Genomic DNA, 16,359 nt, shown 5'->3' with positions numbered 1-16,359 from the left:
CCACCTTAACCTAGGTGGTTTTTTTATGTGAGCTTTACGTTAGAGGTTGCAAAACACCTTCACGCGCAGGCACGATAAGTACATTACTGCGAATACGGTTGAGTATTGATTCTGCCATATTTCCCACCACATAAGCATAAACGCCCTGACGCTGAACCGCGCCAAGCACTAAATAACGCACCTTATGCTTACAGGCTAATTGATAAATACACAGATCCGGTTCACCCACAGTAATATGGATACATTTAGGGTCAATATTGAGCTCATCAAACAATTCTTGATGTGTTTCCCGAGCTTTTCTTATCATTCCATGGATGTCGACAATTTCCATATCGTGGATCACCTGCGGCAATCGAATAACAAATGCAAGATGTAGCTCGCAGCTTGTGGCCTCAGCCAAAGCAACAGCCTGGCGAATAACGGCATGATTTAATTGTTTCTTTATCGTTTTGCTACTACCAAGATCTAACGCCATCATCACAGTATTATTGTTCTGTAGCGGATTATCCGTTAACAGCATTAATGGTATTCGGGTATGACGAATAAGACTCCAGTCCAATGGAAGATAATGATCAACGTGATGCACTCCTTTAACCATTAAATCGAAACCATGTCGCTTAGAGTGATGACATGCATGTTCTGACAGATCTTTACTCCACACACTATGGGCTGGCGTGTCTGCGGCATCGATACACTCTAACTCTTGCTCAACTTTCGCCATGCGCTGCTTCATCACATGTTTTTGCGCCACGGCAACAAACTTGGGATTGTAATACTCAGCATTACCAAAGTATTCAAAACTATAGGCAAATACCTCAGCACGCTTTCCTAGCACTCTAGCAAGTTCTATCCCCGCCGATATTGCGTTGACATGGGCCTCTTCTCTTTGGGAAATAATAAATACTTTGTCCATCGCTATCTCCGGTTACAACAACCTAGTATTAGCTTAGACAAATTTAATTGTTAATGCCGTGAAAACTGAATGATTGATGACCTAGGTCAAATGGTAAAAGGCGATGATAAATAAAAATAAAACATCAAAGTTAGTCGCGTTTTACCTATAAGAATCTGAAAGATAACTATTGCCTTCGGCCTTATTTCAGGTAACGTTATAGCTACATCAATTGAAAAAAGAGCATTACTATGAAGTCAGGTAAGCACGATGCACAGCTACTCAAACTCGCGTTAGAAATTGGTGTTGGCTATGCCAAGAAAAGAGGCTTTGCCGATTTTGGTCAAGGGATCTCTCCCAAAGACAAAGTTGAATGTATCTATCGATTACTGGTGCAAGATAATCTGATCCAAGCATTATCAAAAGATAAAGAAGATGGCCCCAATATGAAGCACAAATTAGTATTATGGATCAGTCGTCAATTGCCAGCCAATCATGAGTTACTCAATTAACATCATCATTCATATATTCAGTTCTGTGCAGCTTATTGCAGCGCAGAACGCTTATTACAATCCCTCAACTCCTTTAGTATTATTTATGCATAGAGAGTGATCTTTATCCTACACTGCCAACGTAATTAATCGGTATGAATAGATTAAACCCAAAAAAGCTGCTTCATAGTAAATGGACAGCCATTAAACCTAAAGAAAAGCAGAAGCATTTTATGGTCACTAAGGTGGAGTTTGATGAAGAGGGGGAAGTCAGCTTGTGCATTATTGAAGCAGTGCTGACTCGCACCGAATATCAAATTAATTGGCGCGAGCTAATGCAGCAAAGAAATTGGAACTTTGGTTGGAAGTAAAACGGTTCTAGCAGTGATACTTTGCCTAGGATTAGCGCACCTTACTCTTGGTTTTTTGCGCAGAACATTGACGCTGACCAGAGTTGGCATTGAGTTTTTGTTTCTGTTCTTTATCTAATGGCTTGGCAGCTAAATAGAGTGCTTGAGCGAATAAACCTTGATATGCCTTCATTTTATTTCCTATTAATTGCAACAAAAATAGACACAACAGTGTGCTTGCGGTCAAAGTAATCCTTATCCTATTATTAGTAAAATGAATAATAACTATCAACTGGATTCCATAAAAGCATGAACGTACAAATTAAGAGCTTACACTGCTTTATTACGTTACTTGAGGTGGGAAATTACACCCGAGCTGCTGAAAAGTTACACCTCACTCAGCCGACACTGAGCAAGATGATCCAGCGTTTGGAGGAACACCTAGAACAACCTCTACTTATCCGAAATAACCAAAAAGTCATTGCTACAGAAGCAGGCAGAATGCTTGAAAGTACCGCGAAGCAGATAGTGGGACAATGGCATAGGTTACAAGAAGATTTAAACAACTTAAATGGATTACAAACAGGGCAGCTTCGCTTAGGGGTATGTCCTATGATGGGAGAGATGATCATCAATCTCTTATCAGAATATCGAAAACGCTTTCCAAAAATAGAGATTAGTATTGTCGAGCTCGGCGGATATGGTGCGGAGCAAGCTCTGCTTAATGACACGCTAGATCTAACCTTTACCGCATTACCTACAACTCATTCACACGAGTTTGATAGCCATAACCTCAAAGGCTATCCCCTACTTGCTTGTATTCCGAAAGAGCATTTGCTGGCAAAGTCCAGAGCCATTACCTGGTCAGCTATTGAGCCTCATCCTTTTATTCTCTATAACGATGATTTTTCTCTGTCAAAGCTTATCCATAGGCTAAGCCGTAAGGCCAATGTAGAGCTTAATATTGCCGCTCAGAGTGGCCAATGGGATTTTATCGCCGCGATGGTAGAGGCTAAGATGGGCATAGCCATATTACCTAAGCCAATTTGCGATAAAATCGCCTCAAAAGAACTGTTATACCGACCACTATCACCAGCGCTAACATGGGATTTAGCACTGATTTGGCGTAAGAACTTACCACTTACCCCCGCAGCTGAGAGTTTCATCAATTTAAGTCGGGAGCTCAGCCCTAATAATCAGCTCGGTATAACGCCTGTGTAGCGTCAAGCAAAACGGTAGCCGTTTTTTCCTTGGCGCTTTACCTCATACATTGCACGATCGGCTTGTTCATAGGCAAAGCTAAAAGATTGATCTGAAAATAAACTGATCCCGATACTCATCCCAATTGTCACATGCCTATTTTCGACCTCGATAGACCCCATAAAAGCACTCAAGATCCTGTCTGCTATACAAGCAAGTAATGCTTTATCACTAAACTCAAACAGCACAACAAACTCATCACCTCCAAGCCTTGCGATTACTTGGGACTCTTGCACCTGCAGCTGCAGCATTTCTGCGATTTTAATTAGTAAGCTATCGCCAAACTTATGTCCATAGCGGTCGTTGTTAGCCTTAAAGTCATCTAAATCGATAAACATTAAGGCACCCTTTATTGAAGATTGACGCGAGCTATTAAACACCTCAATGATAGCTTGTCGATTGAACAGCTCAGTTAAAGGATCGCGATGAGCAAGCTTAGCTAACTCCTGCTCGTAGCGTTTCTCTTTCGTTATATCAACATGCGTCCCCATGATCCGTAATGGTTCCCCTCTCAAGCCAAATTCAATCACCCGCCCACGATCTGATACCCAAGTTACCGAGCCATCTTTATGCAACATTCTATGGGTCACATCGTAGGAGTCAGTTCTCCCCTTGATATGATCATCAAAGTTAGCGATCACCCAATCACGATCTTCTGGATGAAGATTACCTTTCCAGCTATCGATATGGGCTGCCAGATCATCTATGGTGTAACCGAGCAGTGACCCCCACTCCATATTAAACATGGTTAAATTACCGCTGGGAATATGCTGCTCCCACAAACACAAGCCGGTTCCATCTAACGCAGCATTGAGCTTTTGCTGTAAGACTTTATTTTGTTCACGTAACGAGGCATTTTCTTGTTCTATTAACGCGTTTTCAGCTGTTAAATTTGCCAGTATTTTGTCTTTATCTATCGAGGTCGTAATAATCCTCTCCTAAGTGTCCACTGATTAGCTTTAGCGGTTTTAAACCTACACCAACCCACGACGATAACAAGTCTGCAACATAAAAACATAACACCCCATCCCCGTATACATCCCACGCCACTTTTTATTTTCGAAGCGATAAATCTTACTCACATCAGGTTTGAGTCATGTAAACTTACCCCAAGTTAACTGATAGCTAATGCTGAATATATGATACTTAAGATCGGAATCGCTGGAGCGGGGTTCTCTGGTGCTGTTATTGCCAATGAGCTCGCCAAAGCTGGCCACCAAATAACAGTATTTGAACCTCGCAAACACATTGCTGGTAACTGCTACTCTTCAAGAGATCCTCATAGCAATGTAATGCTGCACCACTTTGGCCCTCATATTTTCCACACAGATAAAGCGCACATTTGGAACTATGTCACCCAACTTGGGCAAATGATGCCATTTACCAATAGAGTGAAGGCGATGAGCCAAGGGCAGGTTTACTCATTGCCAATTAATCTGCATACAATAAATCAGTTTTTTAATGCGCGGATGTCACCCGCTGAAGCTGAGCAATTTATTGCTAAACAAGCAGATAGCAGCATTATCGAACCACAGAATTTTGAACAACAAGCGCAAAAAATGATTGGTGAATCGCTGTACCAAGCTTTTTTTAAATACTACACCATTAAGCAGTGGGGACGTTCACCAGATACGCTACCTGCGAGTATTTTAAAACGGCTGCCTGTTAGATTTAATTACGATGATAATTATTTTAACCACCCATTTCAGGGAATGCCGATTGAGGGCTATACCCCCTTAATAGAAAAGTTACTCGATCACCCTAACATTGCACTGCAACTCGATTCGGCCTTTTGCGCCACAATGAAATCCGAGTACGATCATGTTTTTTTCTCAGGGCCGTTAGATGCGTATTTTGATTTTAAGCTCGGTAGACTCCCCTATCGAACCTTAGACTTTGATAAAGAAACCCATGAAGGGGACTATCAAGGCAATGCTGTTATTAACTATTGCGATAATAGCCAAGCCTATACACGGATCAGTGAGCATAAGCACTTTACCCCTTGGGAGACACACTCAAGAACAGTGATTTTTAAAGAGTACAGCCGCGAAGCAACCGCAGATGACACTCCCTATTATCCAGTGAGGCTTAGTGAAGATAACACCTTACTTGAGCGCTATATCCAACTGGCTAAACAAGAAAAAAATATCACCTTTGTCGGTCGATTAGGCACTTATCGCTACTTAGATATGGACGTGACAATTGATGAAGCATTGACGGCCAGCCAAGTGTTCCTAAATACACTCGCAACCAAACAAACCATGCCAGCTTTTACTGCGCAATAGCGACATTTATAGAGCCATTTGATATGAAAAAATACTTAGTCATTGCCCGTGTAGGCGATAACTCCCTGCATCCGCATTGGTTAGAAAATGCAGTCCCTAATTTTGACTTATTCTTAAGTTACTTTGGCGATAAGCCTAATCATTACCAAGCTGAAGCGACTTATTATGAGCAAGTAAAAGGTGGCAAGTGGCCAATAATCCATAAGCTCGTTGAAGCCAACTGGGCGATCATATCGCAATATGATGCAGTCTGGTTACCCGATGATGACATCATGACTGACGCTAATACTATCAATAAGATGTTCAGTCTTTTTGATGGTTTTGGCTTAGCGCTGGCACAACCGGCACTGACCATGGATTCTTACTTCTCGCACTCAAGCTTATTGCGTCAACCACACTCAGTTTTGCGCTACAGTAATTTTGTAGAGGTGATGGTGCCCGTTTTTTCGCCCAGTGCGTTGATCACCCTAAAAGAGAGTTTGGGCCAAAGTCCATCAGGGTGGGGACTCGATGCCCTGTGGCCTCACCTTATTGCTAATACTGACTTCAAACGTATCGCCGTTATTGATGCAACGCCCGTTATTCACACTCGTCCAGTCGGTGGTGAGCTGTATAAACTTAACCCTGAGTTATCACCAGAGAAAGACGCGCTGCAGCTACAAAGCTTATACCCGCAGTTCAATATCTGTCGTCGTCATGGGCCAAATAAATTTAAAGTTTATAGTCAGATCTCGCAATCCAGCCAGTGTTCCTCAATCTTGGCGAGCATAAGAGGAAAATATCAAAGAGTCATTGCCAAACACAGAGCTAAAAAGCACGCCAAATTTAACCATAGTTAAAGTGGAAGCCCCGACAACCGTGTACCTTTGATACTGGTCAATTAAACGCCTGAAAACATATCTTGCCCTATAATTATTGACTATAGATAAAGGGACGAAGCAAAGCTGTACTGCTGGAGGCTATGTGGCAATTCAGGGGCTGACAACCGAGCAGGCACGGGAGCGGTTAAAGCAAAATGGGGCAAACTGCTTGCCTAAGCCGCTTAGGAATAGTTTTTTTAAACTGTTTCTTATCCAATTTCGTAGCGCATTTATCTATGTGCTATTGGTTGCAGTGATTGTTTGCTTACTCCTCGGGCAACTTATCAATGCTTTTTTTATCTCCATTGTTTTACTTATTAACGCGCTTATTGGCACGATTCAAGAATTTTCAGCTCAAAAAGCCGCCGACTCATTAGCGCATATGGTGCCGCAGCAGAGCCGCGTTATCCGTGATGGCCACCCAATGCTTGTTGATAGCAAAGATCTAGTGGCAGGTGACTGGGTCATACTCAACAGCGGCGATCGTATCGGTGCAGATATCAGCTTAAAACAAGCAAATTTATTTCAAGTTGATGAGTCAGCTCTCACAGGAGAGTCCGCCTCTGTTAGCAATAAAAAACAGGCTTTTGCTGGAACCTTAGTCACCCATGGGCGAGCCGAAGGCGAGGTCATTGCGACCGGAGCCAATACTCAAATAGGGCAGATAGCCCATTTAGTCCACCAGGGCGGTAGCACCAAGCCACCGCTGATGCAAAGAATCGATCTATTCACTCTACGTATCGCGATAGCCATAATCATCATCATCGCGCTCATATTTGGCCTGACTCTACTTCGAGGCGCGCCGCTCTCTGACGTGTTCTTACTCGGCGTTGCATTAGCTGTATCTGCGATCCCTGAGGGGCTTCCGGCTGCCATTACCGTGGCTCTTGCTATCGGTATGAAACGAATGGCTAAAGCTAACGTGATTGTGCGCAAACTCGTTGCAGTGGAAGCACTCGGCTCTTGTACGTTTATCGCCTCCGATAAAACTGGCACATTAACGGTCAACGAGATGACCATTGGTCAAATTTGGCTTACTAATGAGCAGGTTTACCTTGTCTCCGGCGAAGGACTCAGCCCCATAGGTGGTGTGTATCCCTCTGGAGAACAGACTCAGGTTGACTTAATTCAACCTAATTCAGAGAGCAATCACTTAGTGGCAGGCAGCTTAACAAGTGAATCCACACTTAAGCAGTTAGTCACGGCGGGGACACTCGCTAATGAAGCGCACTTAGTTTTTGAGGAGCATCACGTGCACGCCGATGGTGATGGCGTCGATCTTGCGTTTCTTGTCTTAGGCCACAAGTTCAAACTCCCTTTCGATCCAGTACAGCAACGGCTGAACTTATTCCCCTATGAGTCAGAAAAAGGCTTTAGTGCCAGCATAGATAATAGCTCGTTAGGCCCTATGATCTCAGTAAAAGGAGCGGTAGAGAAACTTATCCCCATGTGCTCGATTAACAAAACGTTACGACAAAAGGTACTTAATCAAGCCCACATAATGGCGCAGCAAGGATATCGTGTACTAGCTGTCGCTCACGGCTTAGGTACTCCTATAGATGATCATTTTAGTGGGCTGAAACTTCTCGGTTTAGTCGCCATGAGCGATCCCCTTAGACCCGACGCTATCGAGGCCGTTGCAGCATGCCGAAAAGCGCACATTAAAGTCGCGATGATAACTGGCGATCACCCTGCCACCGCCCTCACCTTATCCAAACAACTTAAGATTGCAGATGAAACTGATAGTGCGATTACTGGGCCTGCACTTGAACAAGCAAGATTGCAGGATATCAATACATTTGACCGGCTTGTCGCCAATCATAGAGTGTTTGCTAGGGTCAAACCGCAACAGAAGATGGAGATCACTCAGTCGCTTATCAGGCAGGGAGAGTTTGTCGCCATGACAGGCGATGGCGTTAATGATGCCCCCGCCTTAAAACACGCCCATGTGGGAATAGCCATGGGACTTAGAGGTACTGATGTCGCAAGAGAGAGCGCCTCATTGGTGCTAACCGATGATAAATTTAGCTCCATTGTAAAGGGGATTGTTGAAGGTCGCGTCGTATATAACAATATTCGCAAGGTGATCTACTTACTGATCAGCACAGGTGCTGCAGAGATCTTGCTGTTTATCCTCAGCGTATTGTTTGCATTGCCAATCCCACTTTTCCCGCTGCAGATCCTCTGGCTAAATATTGTCACCAATGGGGTACAGGATGTTGCACTCGCCTTCGAACCTGCCGAAGGCAAAGAACTACTTCAAGCACCGCGGTCGCCTAAGGAGCCTATTTTCGATCGATTGATGCTCGAAAGGGTCTGTTCGAGCGCACTCACCATGGGGCTGATCGCATTTGGTTTATTTACCATATTACTGCAAACAGGCTCCAGTGAAGCAGAAGCCCGTAACCTCACGTTAATGTTGATGGTGCTGTTTGAAAATGTACATGCCCTCAATAGCCGCTCAGAACACAGGTCGATATTACAGATCCCTTGGTTTAGTAACCCAATATTACTTATCGGTATTGTCGTTGCACAGGGGATCCATATTGGTGCCATGTATACACCAGGACTCAGTGATGCGCTGCAAATCAGTCCAATTAGCCTCGGTCACTGGTTGATTTTGCTCGCTACCGCCTCAGTACTCTTTGTTGTAGATGAACTACATAAAAGGTATTGGCGTACCAAGCATCATCCGAAGGTCGCTGCGGCCATAGCGAGTCAACGACAAGAGTAGTCAGCTAGCAGCAGTCATCATTAGCTCTTAACTCATTTTGCAGCTTAGCTTTAGAACTAGCACTTTAGCTAAATCGGACTCACGGTAAGTACAAAATACAGGCCTTGGCCATCACCAAGGCTCGATTAGATATTAGACTTTATACAGCCAGACAACTATTCTCATACTAGTCGAGCTGGGGGTAAAATACAGATGCGTTTTCTCTATTTAGTTCTTGTATTGCTGGCTGTTACCCGGATTTTTGCGGTTATAGCCAAACGCTTAAATTTACCGCCGATTGTAGGCGAGTTAGTGTCTGGGATCGCACTGGGGTTATTCCTGTATCGTTTTCAAGACACATTTCCATTGCTGTGGGAAGTGACTCAAGGAGAAGCGTTTGAAGCGCTGGCCGATCTAGGGATGTTTTTCCTGATGCTATTGGCTGGCGTACGCATGAGCCCACTCGACTTTAAGAAGACCTCAAGCTCAGCCCCTGCTGTAGCGGTCGGCGGCATGTTAGTGCCTATTATCTCTGGTACCTTAATAGGGCTTATGCTGTTTCCAGAATCCCCCTTTAAAACAGTTCAAAGTTGGTTCTTGGGAACGGCTCTTGCCGTTACGGCGGTGCCTGTCACCATTCGCATGCTGATGGAGTTTAACCGCTTAGATACCGAAGAGGGTAAAACCATTGTCGCCGCCGCGCTGTGGGACGATCTACTCAGCTTATTTATTCTCTCCTTATTGTTAGCCACTATTAGTAATGGGGGCACCCTATCTTTTACTCTAGATTTATGGGGCCCACTTTTAGCTAAAGTACTGCTCTTTTTCGTTATCACAATACCTGTCGGCTACTATTTATTTCCTTTTGTTGGTCGCTATCTCAAGTACACCAATATCCCTGATATTGATTTTAGTATGCTATTAATCGCCTCTCTGGGATACGCTGTACTCGCCGAAATACTGGGTTTACATTTTATTATCGGTGCCTTTGTCGCAGGTATGTTTTTCCATCCTGCGGTTGTGGAGCAAAAAGTATATGACCGCGTTGAGAGACAAACGTCGGGTATCACCTCAGGTTTTCTCGCGCCAATTTTTTTCGTGTCGATAGGGTTTCATTTAGACTTGACGTCACTGGCATCAATCCCTGGGTTTGTCGCTCTACTGATTACTGTAGCCTTGCTCAGTAAGCTCATTGGCGCTGGGCTATGTGCACGGGCTACGGGTCATAGTAGCCAAGAGTCACTGCGAATAGGCGTTGCAATGAGTGGCCGCGGAGCAGTTGAAATCGTTTTAGCGGGAGTCGCGTTACAAGCCGGGCTATTTAATCATCCAGACCCTACACCGCCCATCATATCTGGGCTATTTTCCGCCATAGTCATCATGGCGATAGCAACCAGCATTATCACCCCATTGTTGTTAGCATTTTTAATTCGCTATCAGGGGGTCGATAAGTCCTGAAAGCAACTATATCCGATCTGTATAAAGTTAATCGGTATAAAGTTAATCGATATAGCGCTAGTCAGTATCAAGCCAAATCAGTATCAAGATATGAATGCCTAGCGAATTTTAGACAAAAAAATACCCACATTATGTGGGTATTTTTTAGGTCTAATTCGCTACGCTTTCACTCATCTTAACTGACCTTAAGTTAGGCTGCGAAGAAGTACACCAAGTTGCTAGGCTACCGGAGACACAACAAACAGTAACTCACCTTGAGAGACTTGCTGACCGTTACTGTTAAGAATACGCTCAATACGATACTGTTGATCTTCAGGGTAAAGTATCGCGTTCTTACGGTTAAAGCCTGCTAAGGTTACCTGCGAGAACATCTTCATTGCTTCTGTAAGCGCTAAAGTCTGATCGACAGTAACTATGTCGCCTTCTTTAACAAAGTCAGCTTCACCCGGTGCTGGAGAGGTATAGAAGATACCTGCGCCTTGAGCCATCACTTTAAGCTCATTACTTTCACCAACGCGAAGTGATGCAGTATCAACACCTACCGTTTCTGCCGCCGCTTCCATTTCAGCAATCATCTCTGGCACGTCTAGCTCTGCCATAAAGCGTGGTAGATAATTAGTATCGTATACGCCTTCGTTGAAGGTGCCATCTTTAAGGATGCGCGTGAGCAACGGAATGTTAGTTGCGATACCTTTTATCACCACTTGGTTTGCTAGGTAGTCGTGTAGCTTAACAATCACATCTTCACGGCTCTCACCACGACAGATAATCTGCGCAATCAAGCTATCGTAATAAGGAGAAACCTCTTTACCTTCGCCTGCAATTGAGATGATTTCGATGTCGTCACGCTCTGGCATCTGGTACTCAGTGATTAGACCTGGGTACGGTAATAACTGTAATACGCCATTACTATCAAGAGCCGCTTTTTCAGCCGTTACACGCACTTCCATCGCATAGCCAATATCTTGTGGCTCAAGCTCGGCAATCGAGCGACCTGCTGCGATATCAAAACCAGCGCTAACGATATCAATGCCTGATGTTGCTTCAGTAACTGGATGCTCAACCTGTAAACGAGTGTTCATTTCCATAAAGTAGACTTCGTTCGCGTCTAAGTTATAGATAAATTCAACCGTACCAGCACCCATGTAATCGGTTGCGTCACCAAGTAGACGGGTGTATTCCATCACCTTTTGCTTAAGCTCATCTGGCAACATAGTTGAACCAGACTCTTCAACCACTTTCTGGTTATTACGCTGTACAGAACAGTCACGTAGGCCGAGTACTTTAGTATTACCAAACTGATCACGTAGTAACTGGACTTCAATGTGACGTAGCGAGGTTACATACTTCTCTAGGTACAAGTCACCGTTACCAAATGCGGCAGCTGCTTCAGTAGAGGTCTTTTGGAACAAGGAGATCATGTCACCTGGACGTTCAACAACCTGAATACCTTTACCGCCACCACCTTGTACCGCCTTAAGCAGTACTGGGTAACCGATTTCGCTAGCAACGTTTACCGCTTGCTCTGCGTTAGTCAAAATACCGTGACTACCCGGTACAACAGGCACGTTTTGCGCTTGTGATGTCTTAATCGCGTTCGACTTGTTACCCATAGTCGTCATGCTATGCACGCTTGGACCAACGAAATTAATACCGTTGTTGACACAAAGTGCAGCAAATTGCGGGCTTTCAGACAAGAAACCAATACCTGGGTGCAATGCATCCACATTTTCGTATTCAGCCACTTTAAGTACAGAATACGCGTTTAGGTAACTCTCATCAGAAGTGTTACCACCAATACAAACTAACTTGTCGTTGCCTTTTAGCATATCAGCTGGAACTGACGTCATATCAGGATCTGATGCAACCAATACCACATTGATATTATTGTCATGAGCCTTGCGGATAAGCTTAACCGCAGTACAACCACGAGCATGAACCAATACTTTTTCAATCGGCTTCATTAGTTGACGCGGATCATCCTGAACAATCACTTCTTCAGCAATCAGTCTTTCAGGAACCAACGTCGATACTGCACTACCAATCACATCAATAATCTTAGCCGTCGGCTTAGGCATTAACGGATCGATGCTTTGTAATTGTTCGTCAATCGTGTCACTAAATGGGTTCGTCACCAATGCATCCATCGCGCCAGGTACTTTAGACAAGTAGTTAGACAGCGTGGACGTAGACGGTAAGTAAGCTGGAACAACCATTTGGCCCGCAAACGGCATGTTAGTGCCAGACAGGTAATAAGTTTGTACCAGTGGATGTGTCACAAAACTTGCCTGTGCACCACCGGTACAATCACCATAACCAAACATCAATACTGGCAATTCGTTATCACGAATAAAGCGAGTAATACGATCGTTCACCACTGCCATAGAGAAAAGCGCGGCTGCACCTTCTTTAGTCTGCATACCACCTGAGCTGATGAAACAGATAACCGGTAGTCTGCGCTTAGCACACTCAATCAATAACGCGCTGAACTTCTCAGCTGCCGCCATATCGAATGCACCCGCCTGGAACGCCGTATTTGATACTGCAACACCCACGCGCATTGGCTGACCGTTATGATCAAAATCAGCAAGACCTGTGATTAAACCACATGGGCGAATGCCCTTGTCTAATGCATCTTCGATTGAAAGACGGAAACCGGGGAAGTTAAGCAAGTTAGCTGAAATCTTATCGCCGTTAATCTCTTCAAACTCAGAGAAGAACTTAGCGACAATTGATTCCCAACCCATTTTTCCTGCACGTTTTTCGTCGCGAAGTACTTTCTGGATTAACAAATCTTGATAACCCATAGTCAAACGGTTCCAGAAGTCTTTACGACGACCGATACGAACAGGGTTAATTGCGCCAGTGTATTCACCGCTTTCTTCTTCGCTGTCAAAATACTCAGGCAGTAAACGCTCGAAAAAGTAAGTCAGAATAACAAATAGACTGTCGTTCAGTTGTGGGAAACCAACACTCTTCCACTGCTCAGTACGAGTCAGTAGTTCTGCGCGGTTTGACTGTGACATAAAGTACTTCAGCCACTTGTAGAACTTGTTCTTATCGTTAGCAACGTTTTGCGTCGATAGTGCACGGTCAATAGAGTCATGCAGCAAGTTATCAACCGAGTTACGTGACAAGCTCTTAGACATCATGGCTTCTTTTGCGATAGACGCAAGATTACCCACAACGTTGTCGTAAAGCGCATCGAATACCAAGATGTTATGACATTGCCAGATGAAATCTTCACGCAGCTCATCATGAACAATCACATCTAACACGGTTAGCTTGTTCAGTTCAGGCCAATCAGCTTGCGTCACTTCAGATGGAAGCGTCTCAAGATAATTAATCAGCCCTTTGAAGTTGTTCTCTGCGTTGCCTTTCCAGCGGTGGTATAGCGACCAGCTGATGTTAAAGATAAGCGCCTTACGGGCTTTCTTATAGTTCTCTTTTGGCTCACCCAAAATCAAACGCGTTAGCATATTACGCTCGGTAGACACATCATCACGCTTAGCGATGAAGTTACCCCATAGCTTGTTCAGCTCTTCGTCATAAACCAGTTTATCAGGGCTTGATAACCAAGACTGGAATACACGGTCTTGCTCTTGCTGAATACGCGCTAACAAATCACCTTCAGGCACGCTGACCTTAGATAGACGACCGTACTGCTCTTGCGAGATAGAATGGATACGGCTACGCAACGTTAGATAACGCAAGTAACGGTATGTACTACCAAACAAGTTCAAGTGCATTGTAGGGTTGTTAGCTACCGCAAGCTCAGCGTTAAGCTCTAACGCTTCAAGATTCTTAGACGGGCTTAGGAAACGCGCTAAACTGCGGTCATAATGCTCACGTAGATCTTCTGACTCACGCACAAAGTTAACCGCTGCTTTTTCTACCGCTTCGATACTGCTAATAATTGCACGGCGTAAATTGTGCTGACGCTCATCTCGGTCTGATGGCGAGAAATCGATAATGCCATCGATACAACCAGAGGTATAAAGCTCTTCAGGCGATACACCAACTGACTTAGCACATTCCTGCCAAGACAAGTTGTATTTACGGGCAATGCTTTGCAAACCTTGTGGCTGGATGGTGTTAAAAATACCATCACGTAGCGATAACAAGATGTTTGCAGCAGCAAGTGGAATCGCGCCACCAGAGTAACCCGCACCGATAACTATACCCACAGTAGGTACGTCAACGTTCGCGCTCTCGGCAATCGCTTTAGAAATAGAGTGTGCTTGGTTCTGGCTGTTAGCTATTTCACCTGCATCGGCACCAGGCGTGTCGATAAGGTAAACAATCGGCATAGACAGCTCAGCAAAGTGGCGAATCGCTTTACAGCAAGCAATATGATGCTCAGGCATCCATGCTCCGTTTGCGGTTGTGCGTTCTTGCGCGACAAAACCGATACGGCGAGTACGAGATCCAAAATTCAGTTCAATCTCTGCACTATAAAAAGGGCCGATATGGGTTTCGGTAATGAGCTTACCTTTAAGATCCGCAATGATGCGTTTAGCACCCGGGCGATTTTTATCTTGAGTTGGTTGAATCACCTTAGTGACATAACCATCAACGTCTAACTGAGCCAAGTCTTTAAGATTAGCTTGAATCGCGTCATCGTCTAAAAGACCTTTAATCTCCTCTGAAAGCGTTTGCTTACTGTGCTCAGGAAACAGTGAAAAGTCTTTTGCTAACTGCTCTGCTTTTAGAAAAAGCGGGTCGGCAGTTTGCACTTGAGTCATGTTAGCGGGCTGATTTTTGCTGGTCATCGAAAGATCCTCTGCTTTAGCCTCTGAAATTTTTAGCCCGTAAATATAACTTTGTTATCCCGTCAATTGCTATTAAACTGCACTAGACGCTTTGTTCCATATTTGAGACAGTGGAGATAACATGCCTGATTTAAACGGTATGATGCTCTTTGCAGCGGTAGTTAGAGCCAAAGGTTTCTCTCAAGCTGCCCGTGAAATAGGCATGCCAAAATCAACCATTAGTCGTAAAGTTGCTCAACTAGAAGAGCAGCTTGGCGTGCGACTTTTACAACGAGATACCCGTAATTTAAGCCTGACTCAGGTCGGCGCGCTGTTTTTTCAGCATTGCTCCAGTATAAGCGATGAAATAGAGGCTGCCAAAGCCACAGTAGAAAATACCCATAACGACGTTTCTGGCTTATTGCGTATTGCTATTCCCGTCTCTTTTAGCCAAGAGTTAATTGCCACATTATGCAGTGGCTTTCTACGTCTATACCCCAATGTTGAGCTCGACGTGCAATTTACCGATAGTGATATTGGACTCGTAGGAGAAGGTTACGATATCGCCATCAAATATGGCCCATTACAGTCATCTGATTTAGTCGCAAGACTGTTATTTGAGCGCCAACCTATCTTGGTCGCAAGCCCTAGTTACTTAAAAATTCATGGCACGCCAGCAACACCACAAGATTTGGCTGAACATAGTGGTATTTTATTAGGGACCTCACGCTCTGCCCCTATCTGGCCGCTGGGTAAAGGCACCAGAAAAACCATGGTTAACTTTCAGCGAAAAGTGCGCGTTAACAGCGCGGTGATGGTCAAGCAACTCGCTATGGACGACTTTGGCATTGCCATGCTGTCAAACTCAGTGTGTAAGAACGAACTCGCAAGTGGCTCTTTAGTCCCCTTATTACAAGAATGGCCAATGGAGGCCTTTAAAGTATACGGTGTGTATTCGAGCAGGCGTCAGCTGGCCACTAACATCAGTGTGTTTTTAGACTTCTTCCATAAGCGCTTTACTAGCCAAGAGTCACTACAATCTATGATGATGTAATTGAGCTAGCGACAATGGGCCACTAACATCAGTGTGTTTTTAGACCTCTTTATATAACATAAGCGCTTTACTAGCCAAGAATCACTACAATCTATGATGAAGTAATTGAGCTAGCGACAATGGGCCACTAACATCAGTGTGTTTTTAGACCTCTTTTATAACATAAGCTTTATAACATAAGCGCTTTACTAGCCAAGAATCACTACAATCTATGATGATGTAATTGAGCTAGCGACAATGGGCCA

General features: G+C 44.3%; 12 protein-coding genes. 8 read left to right on the top strand and 4 right to left on the bottom strand.

Going from position 1 to position 16,359, the window contains the following annotated elements:
* Nucleotides 1-34 precede the first annotated feature (34 nt).
* A complete protein-coding gene (locus ACVBJC_RS11485; protein ID WP_447160896.1) occupies nt 35-913 on the bottom strand; it encodes a universal stress protein in 879 nt (292 codons plus the stop codon).
* 230 nt (nt 914-1,143) lie between these two features.
* Between ACVBJC_RS11485 and ACVBJC_RS11480 the strand changes: the two genes are divergently transcribed.
* Both ACVBJC_RS11480 and ACVBJC_RS11475 read left to right on the top strand, forming a co-directional pair.
* Entirely contained in the window at nt 1,144-1,404 is a 261-nt protein-coding gene (locus tag ACVBJC_RS11480) for a DUF5062 family protein (RefSeq protein WP_447160895.1), read from the top strand.
* Between the two features lie 134 nt (nt 1,405-1,538).
* A complete protein-coding gene (locus ACVBJC_RS11475; protein WP_447160894.1) occupies nt 1,539-1,754 on the top strand; it encodes a TIGR02450 family Trp-rich protein in 216 nt (71 codons plus the stop codon).
* Nucleotides 1,755-1,785: 31 nt separating this feature from the next.
* Here ACVBJC_RS11475 and ACVBJC_RS11470 read toward each other — a convergent pair whose 3' ends face one another.
* Nucleotides 1,786-1,926 carry a hypothetical protein gene (locus tag ACVBJC_RS11470; protein WP_447160893.1) on the bottom strand — a complete coding sequence of 47 codons (141 nt, stop codon included), beginning with the start codon at nt 1,924-1,926 and terminating at the stop codon, nt 1,786-1,788.
* A 116-nt stretch (nt 1,927-2,042) separates the two neighbouring features.
* Here ACVBJC_RS11470 and ACVBJC_RS11465 point away from each other — a divergent pair, with 116 nt between their 5' ends.
* On the top strand, nt 2,043-2,954 hold the full coding sequence (locus tag ACVBJC_RS11465; RefSeq protein ID WP_447160892.1) for a LysR family transcriptional regulator: 912 nt from the start codon (nt 2,043-2,045) through the stop codon (nt 2,952-2,954).
* Between the two features lie 2 nt (nt 2,955-2,956).
* Here the strand turns inward: ACVBJC_RS11465 and ACVBJC_RS11460 are convergent, their stop codons facing one another.
* Nucleotides 2,957-3,910, bottom strand: a complete 954-nt coding sequence (locus tag ACVBJC_RS11460; protein WP_447160981.1) for a diguanylate cyclase domain-containing protein — start codon at nt 3,908-3,910, stop codon at nt 2,957-2,959.
* Between the two features lie 222 nt (nt 3,911-4,132).
* On the opposite strand from ACVBJC_RS11460, the gene glf reads away from it, so the two are divergent.
* The 4 genes from glf to ACVBJC_RS11440 all read left to right on the top strand — a co-directional run bounded on the left by glf (nt 4,133) and on the right by ACVBJC_RS11440 (nt 10,309).
* On the top strand, nt 4,133-5,278 hold the full coding sequence (gene glf / locus ACVBJC_RS11455) for a UDP-galactopyranose mutase (protein ID WP_447160891.1): 1,146 nt from the start codon (nt 4,133-4,135) through the stop codon (nt 5,276-5,278).
* A 23-nt stretch (nt 5,279-5,301) separates the two neighbouring features.
* On the top strand, nt 5,302-6,117 hold the full coding sequence (locus ACVBJC_RS11450; protein ID WP_447160890.1) for a hypothetical protein: 816 nt from the start codon (nt 5,302-5,304) through the stop codon (nt 6,115-6,117).
* A gap of 124 nt (nt 6,118-6,241) precedes the next feature.
* Nucleotides 6,242-8,872 carry a cation-translocating P-type ATPase gene (locus tag ACVBJC_RS11445; protein ID WP_447160889.1) on the top strand — a complete coding sequence of 877 codons (2,631 nt, stop codon included), beginning with the start codon at nt 6,242-6,244 and terminating at the stop codon, nt 8,870-8,872.
* 192 nt (nt 8,873-9,064) lie between these two features.
* Nucleotides 9,065-10,309 (top strand): cation:proton antiporter, encoded by a 1,245-nt coding sequence (locus tag ACVBJC_RS11440; RefSeq protein WP_447160888.1) that lies wholly within the window; start codon nt 9,065-9,067, stop codon nt 10,307-10,309.
* Nucleotides 10,310-10,527: 218 nt separating this feature from the next.
* Here ACVBJC_RS11440 and ACVBJC_RS11435 read toward each other — a convergent pair whose 3' ends face one another.
* On the bottom strand, nt 10,528-15,081 hold the full coding sequence (locus tag ACVBJC_RS11435; RefSeq protein WP_447160887.1) for an ATP-binding protein: 4,554 nt from the start codon (nt 15,079-15,081) through the stop codon (nt 10,528-10,530).
* A gap of 121 nt (nt 15,082-15,202) precedes the next feature.
* Between ACVBJC_RS11435 and ACVBJC_RS11430 the strand changes: the two genes are divergently transcribed.
* Nucleotides 15,203-16,114 carry a LysR family transcriptional regulator gene (locus ACVBJC_RS11430; protein WP_447160886.1) on the top strand — a complete coding sequence of 304 codons (912 nt, stop codon included), beginning with the start codon at nt 15,203-15,205 and terminating at the stop codon, nt 16,112-16,114.
* The last annotated feature ends 245 nt before the right edge of the window (nt 16,115-16,359 follow it).

The organism is Shewanella sp. 0m-6 (genome assembly GCF_052977325.1).
The sequence above is the reverse complement of the archived record's forward strand: the minus strand, read 5'-3'. Positions and strand labels throughout refer to the sequence as shown.

Coding starts and splice junctions, on each gene's coding strand:
- ACVBJC_RS11485 (WP_447160896.1), bottom strand. CDS start 913: ATGGACAAAGTATTTATTATTTCCCAAAGAGAAGAGGCCCATGTCAAC.
- glf (WP_447160891.1), top strand. CDS start 4,133: ATGATACTTAAGATCGGAATCGCTGGAGCGGGGTTCTCTGGTGCTGTT.
- ACVBJC_RS11465 (WP_447160892.1), top strand. CDS start 2,043: ATGAACGTACAAATTAAGAGCTTACACTGCTTTATTACGTTACTTGAG.
- ACVBJC_RS11440 (WP_447160888.1), top strand. CDS start 9,065: ATGCGTTTTCTCTATTTAGTTCTTGTATTGCTGGCTGTTACCCGGATT.
- ACVBJC_RS11480 (WP_447160895.1), top strand. CDS start 1,144: ATGAAGTCAGGTAAGCACGATGCACAGCTACTCAAACTCGCGTTAGAA.
- ACVBJC_RS11430 (WP_447160886.1), top strand. CDS start 15,203: ATGCCTGATTTAAACGGTATGATGCTCTTTGCAGCGGTAGTTAGAGCC.
- ACVBJC_RS11475 (WP_447160894.1), top strand. CDS start 1,539: ATGAATAGATTAAACCCAAAAAAGCTGCTTCATAGTAAATGGACAGCC.
- ACVBJC_RS11435 (WP_447160887.1), bottom strand. CDS start 15,081: ATGACCAGCAAAAATCAGCCCGCTAACATGACTCAAGTGCAAACTGCC.
- ACVBJC_RS11450 (WP_447160890.1), top strand. CDS start 5,302: ATGAAAAAATACTTAGTCATTGCCCGTGTAGGCGATAACTCCCTGCAT.
- ACVBJC_RS11470 (WP_447160893.1), bottom strand. CDS start 1,926: ATGAAGGCATATCAAGGTTTATTCGCTCAAGCACTCTATTTAGCTGCC.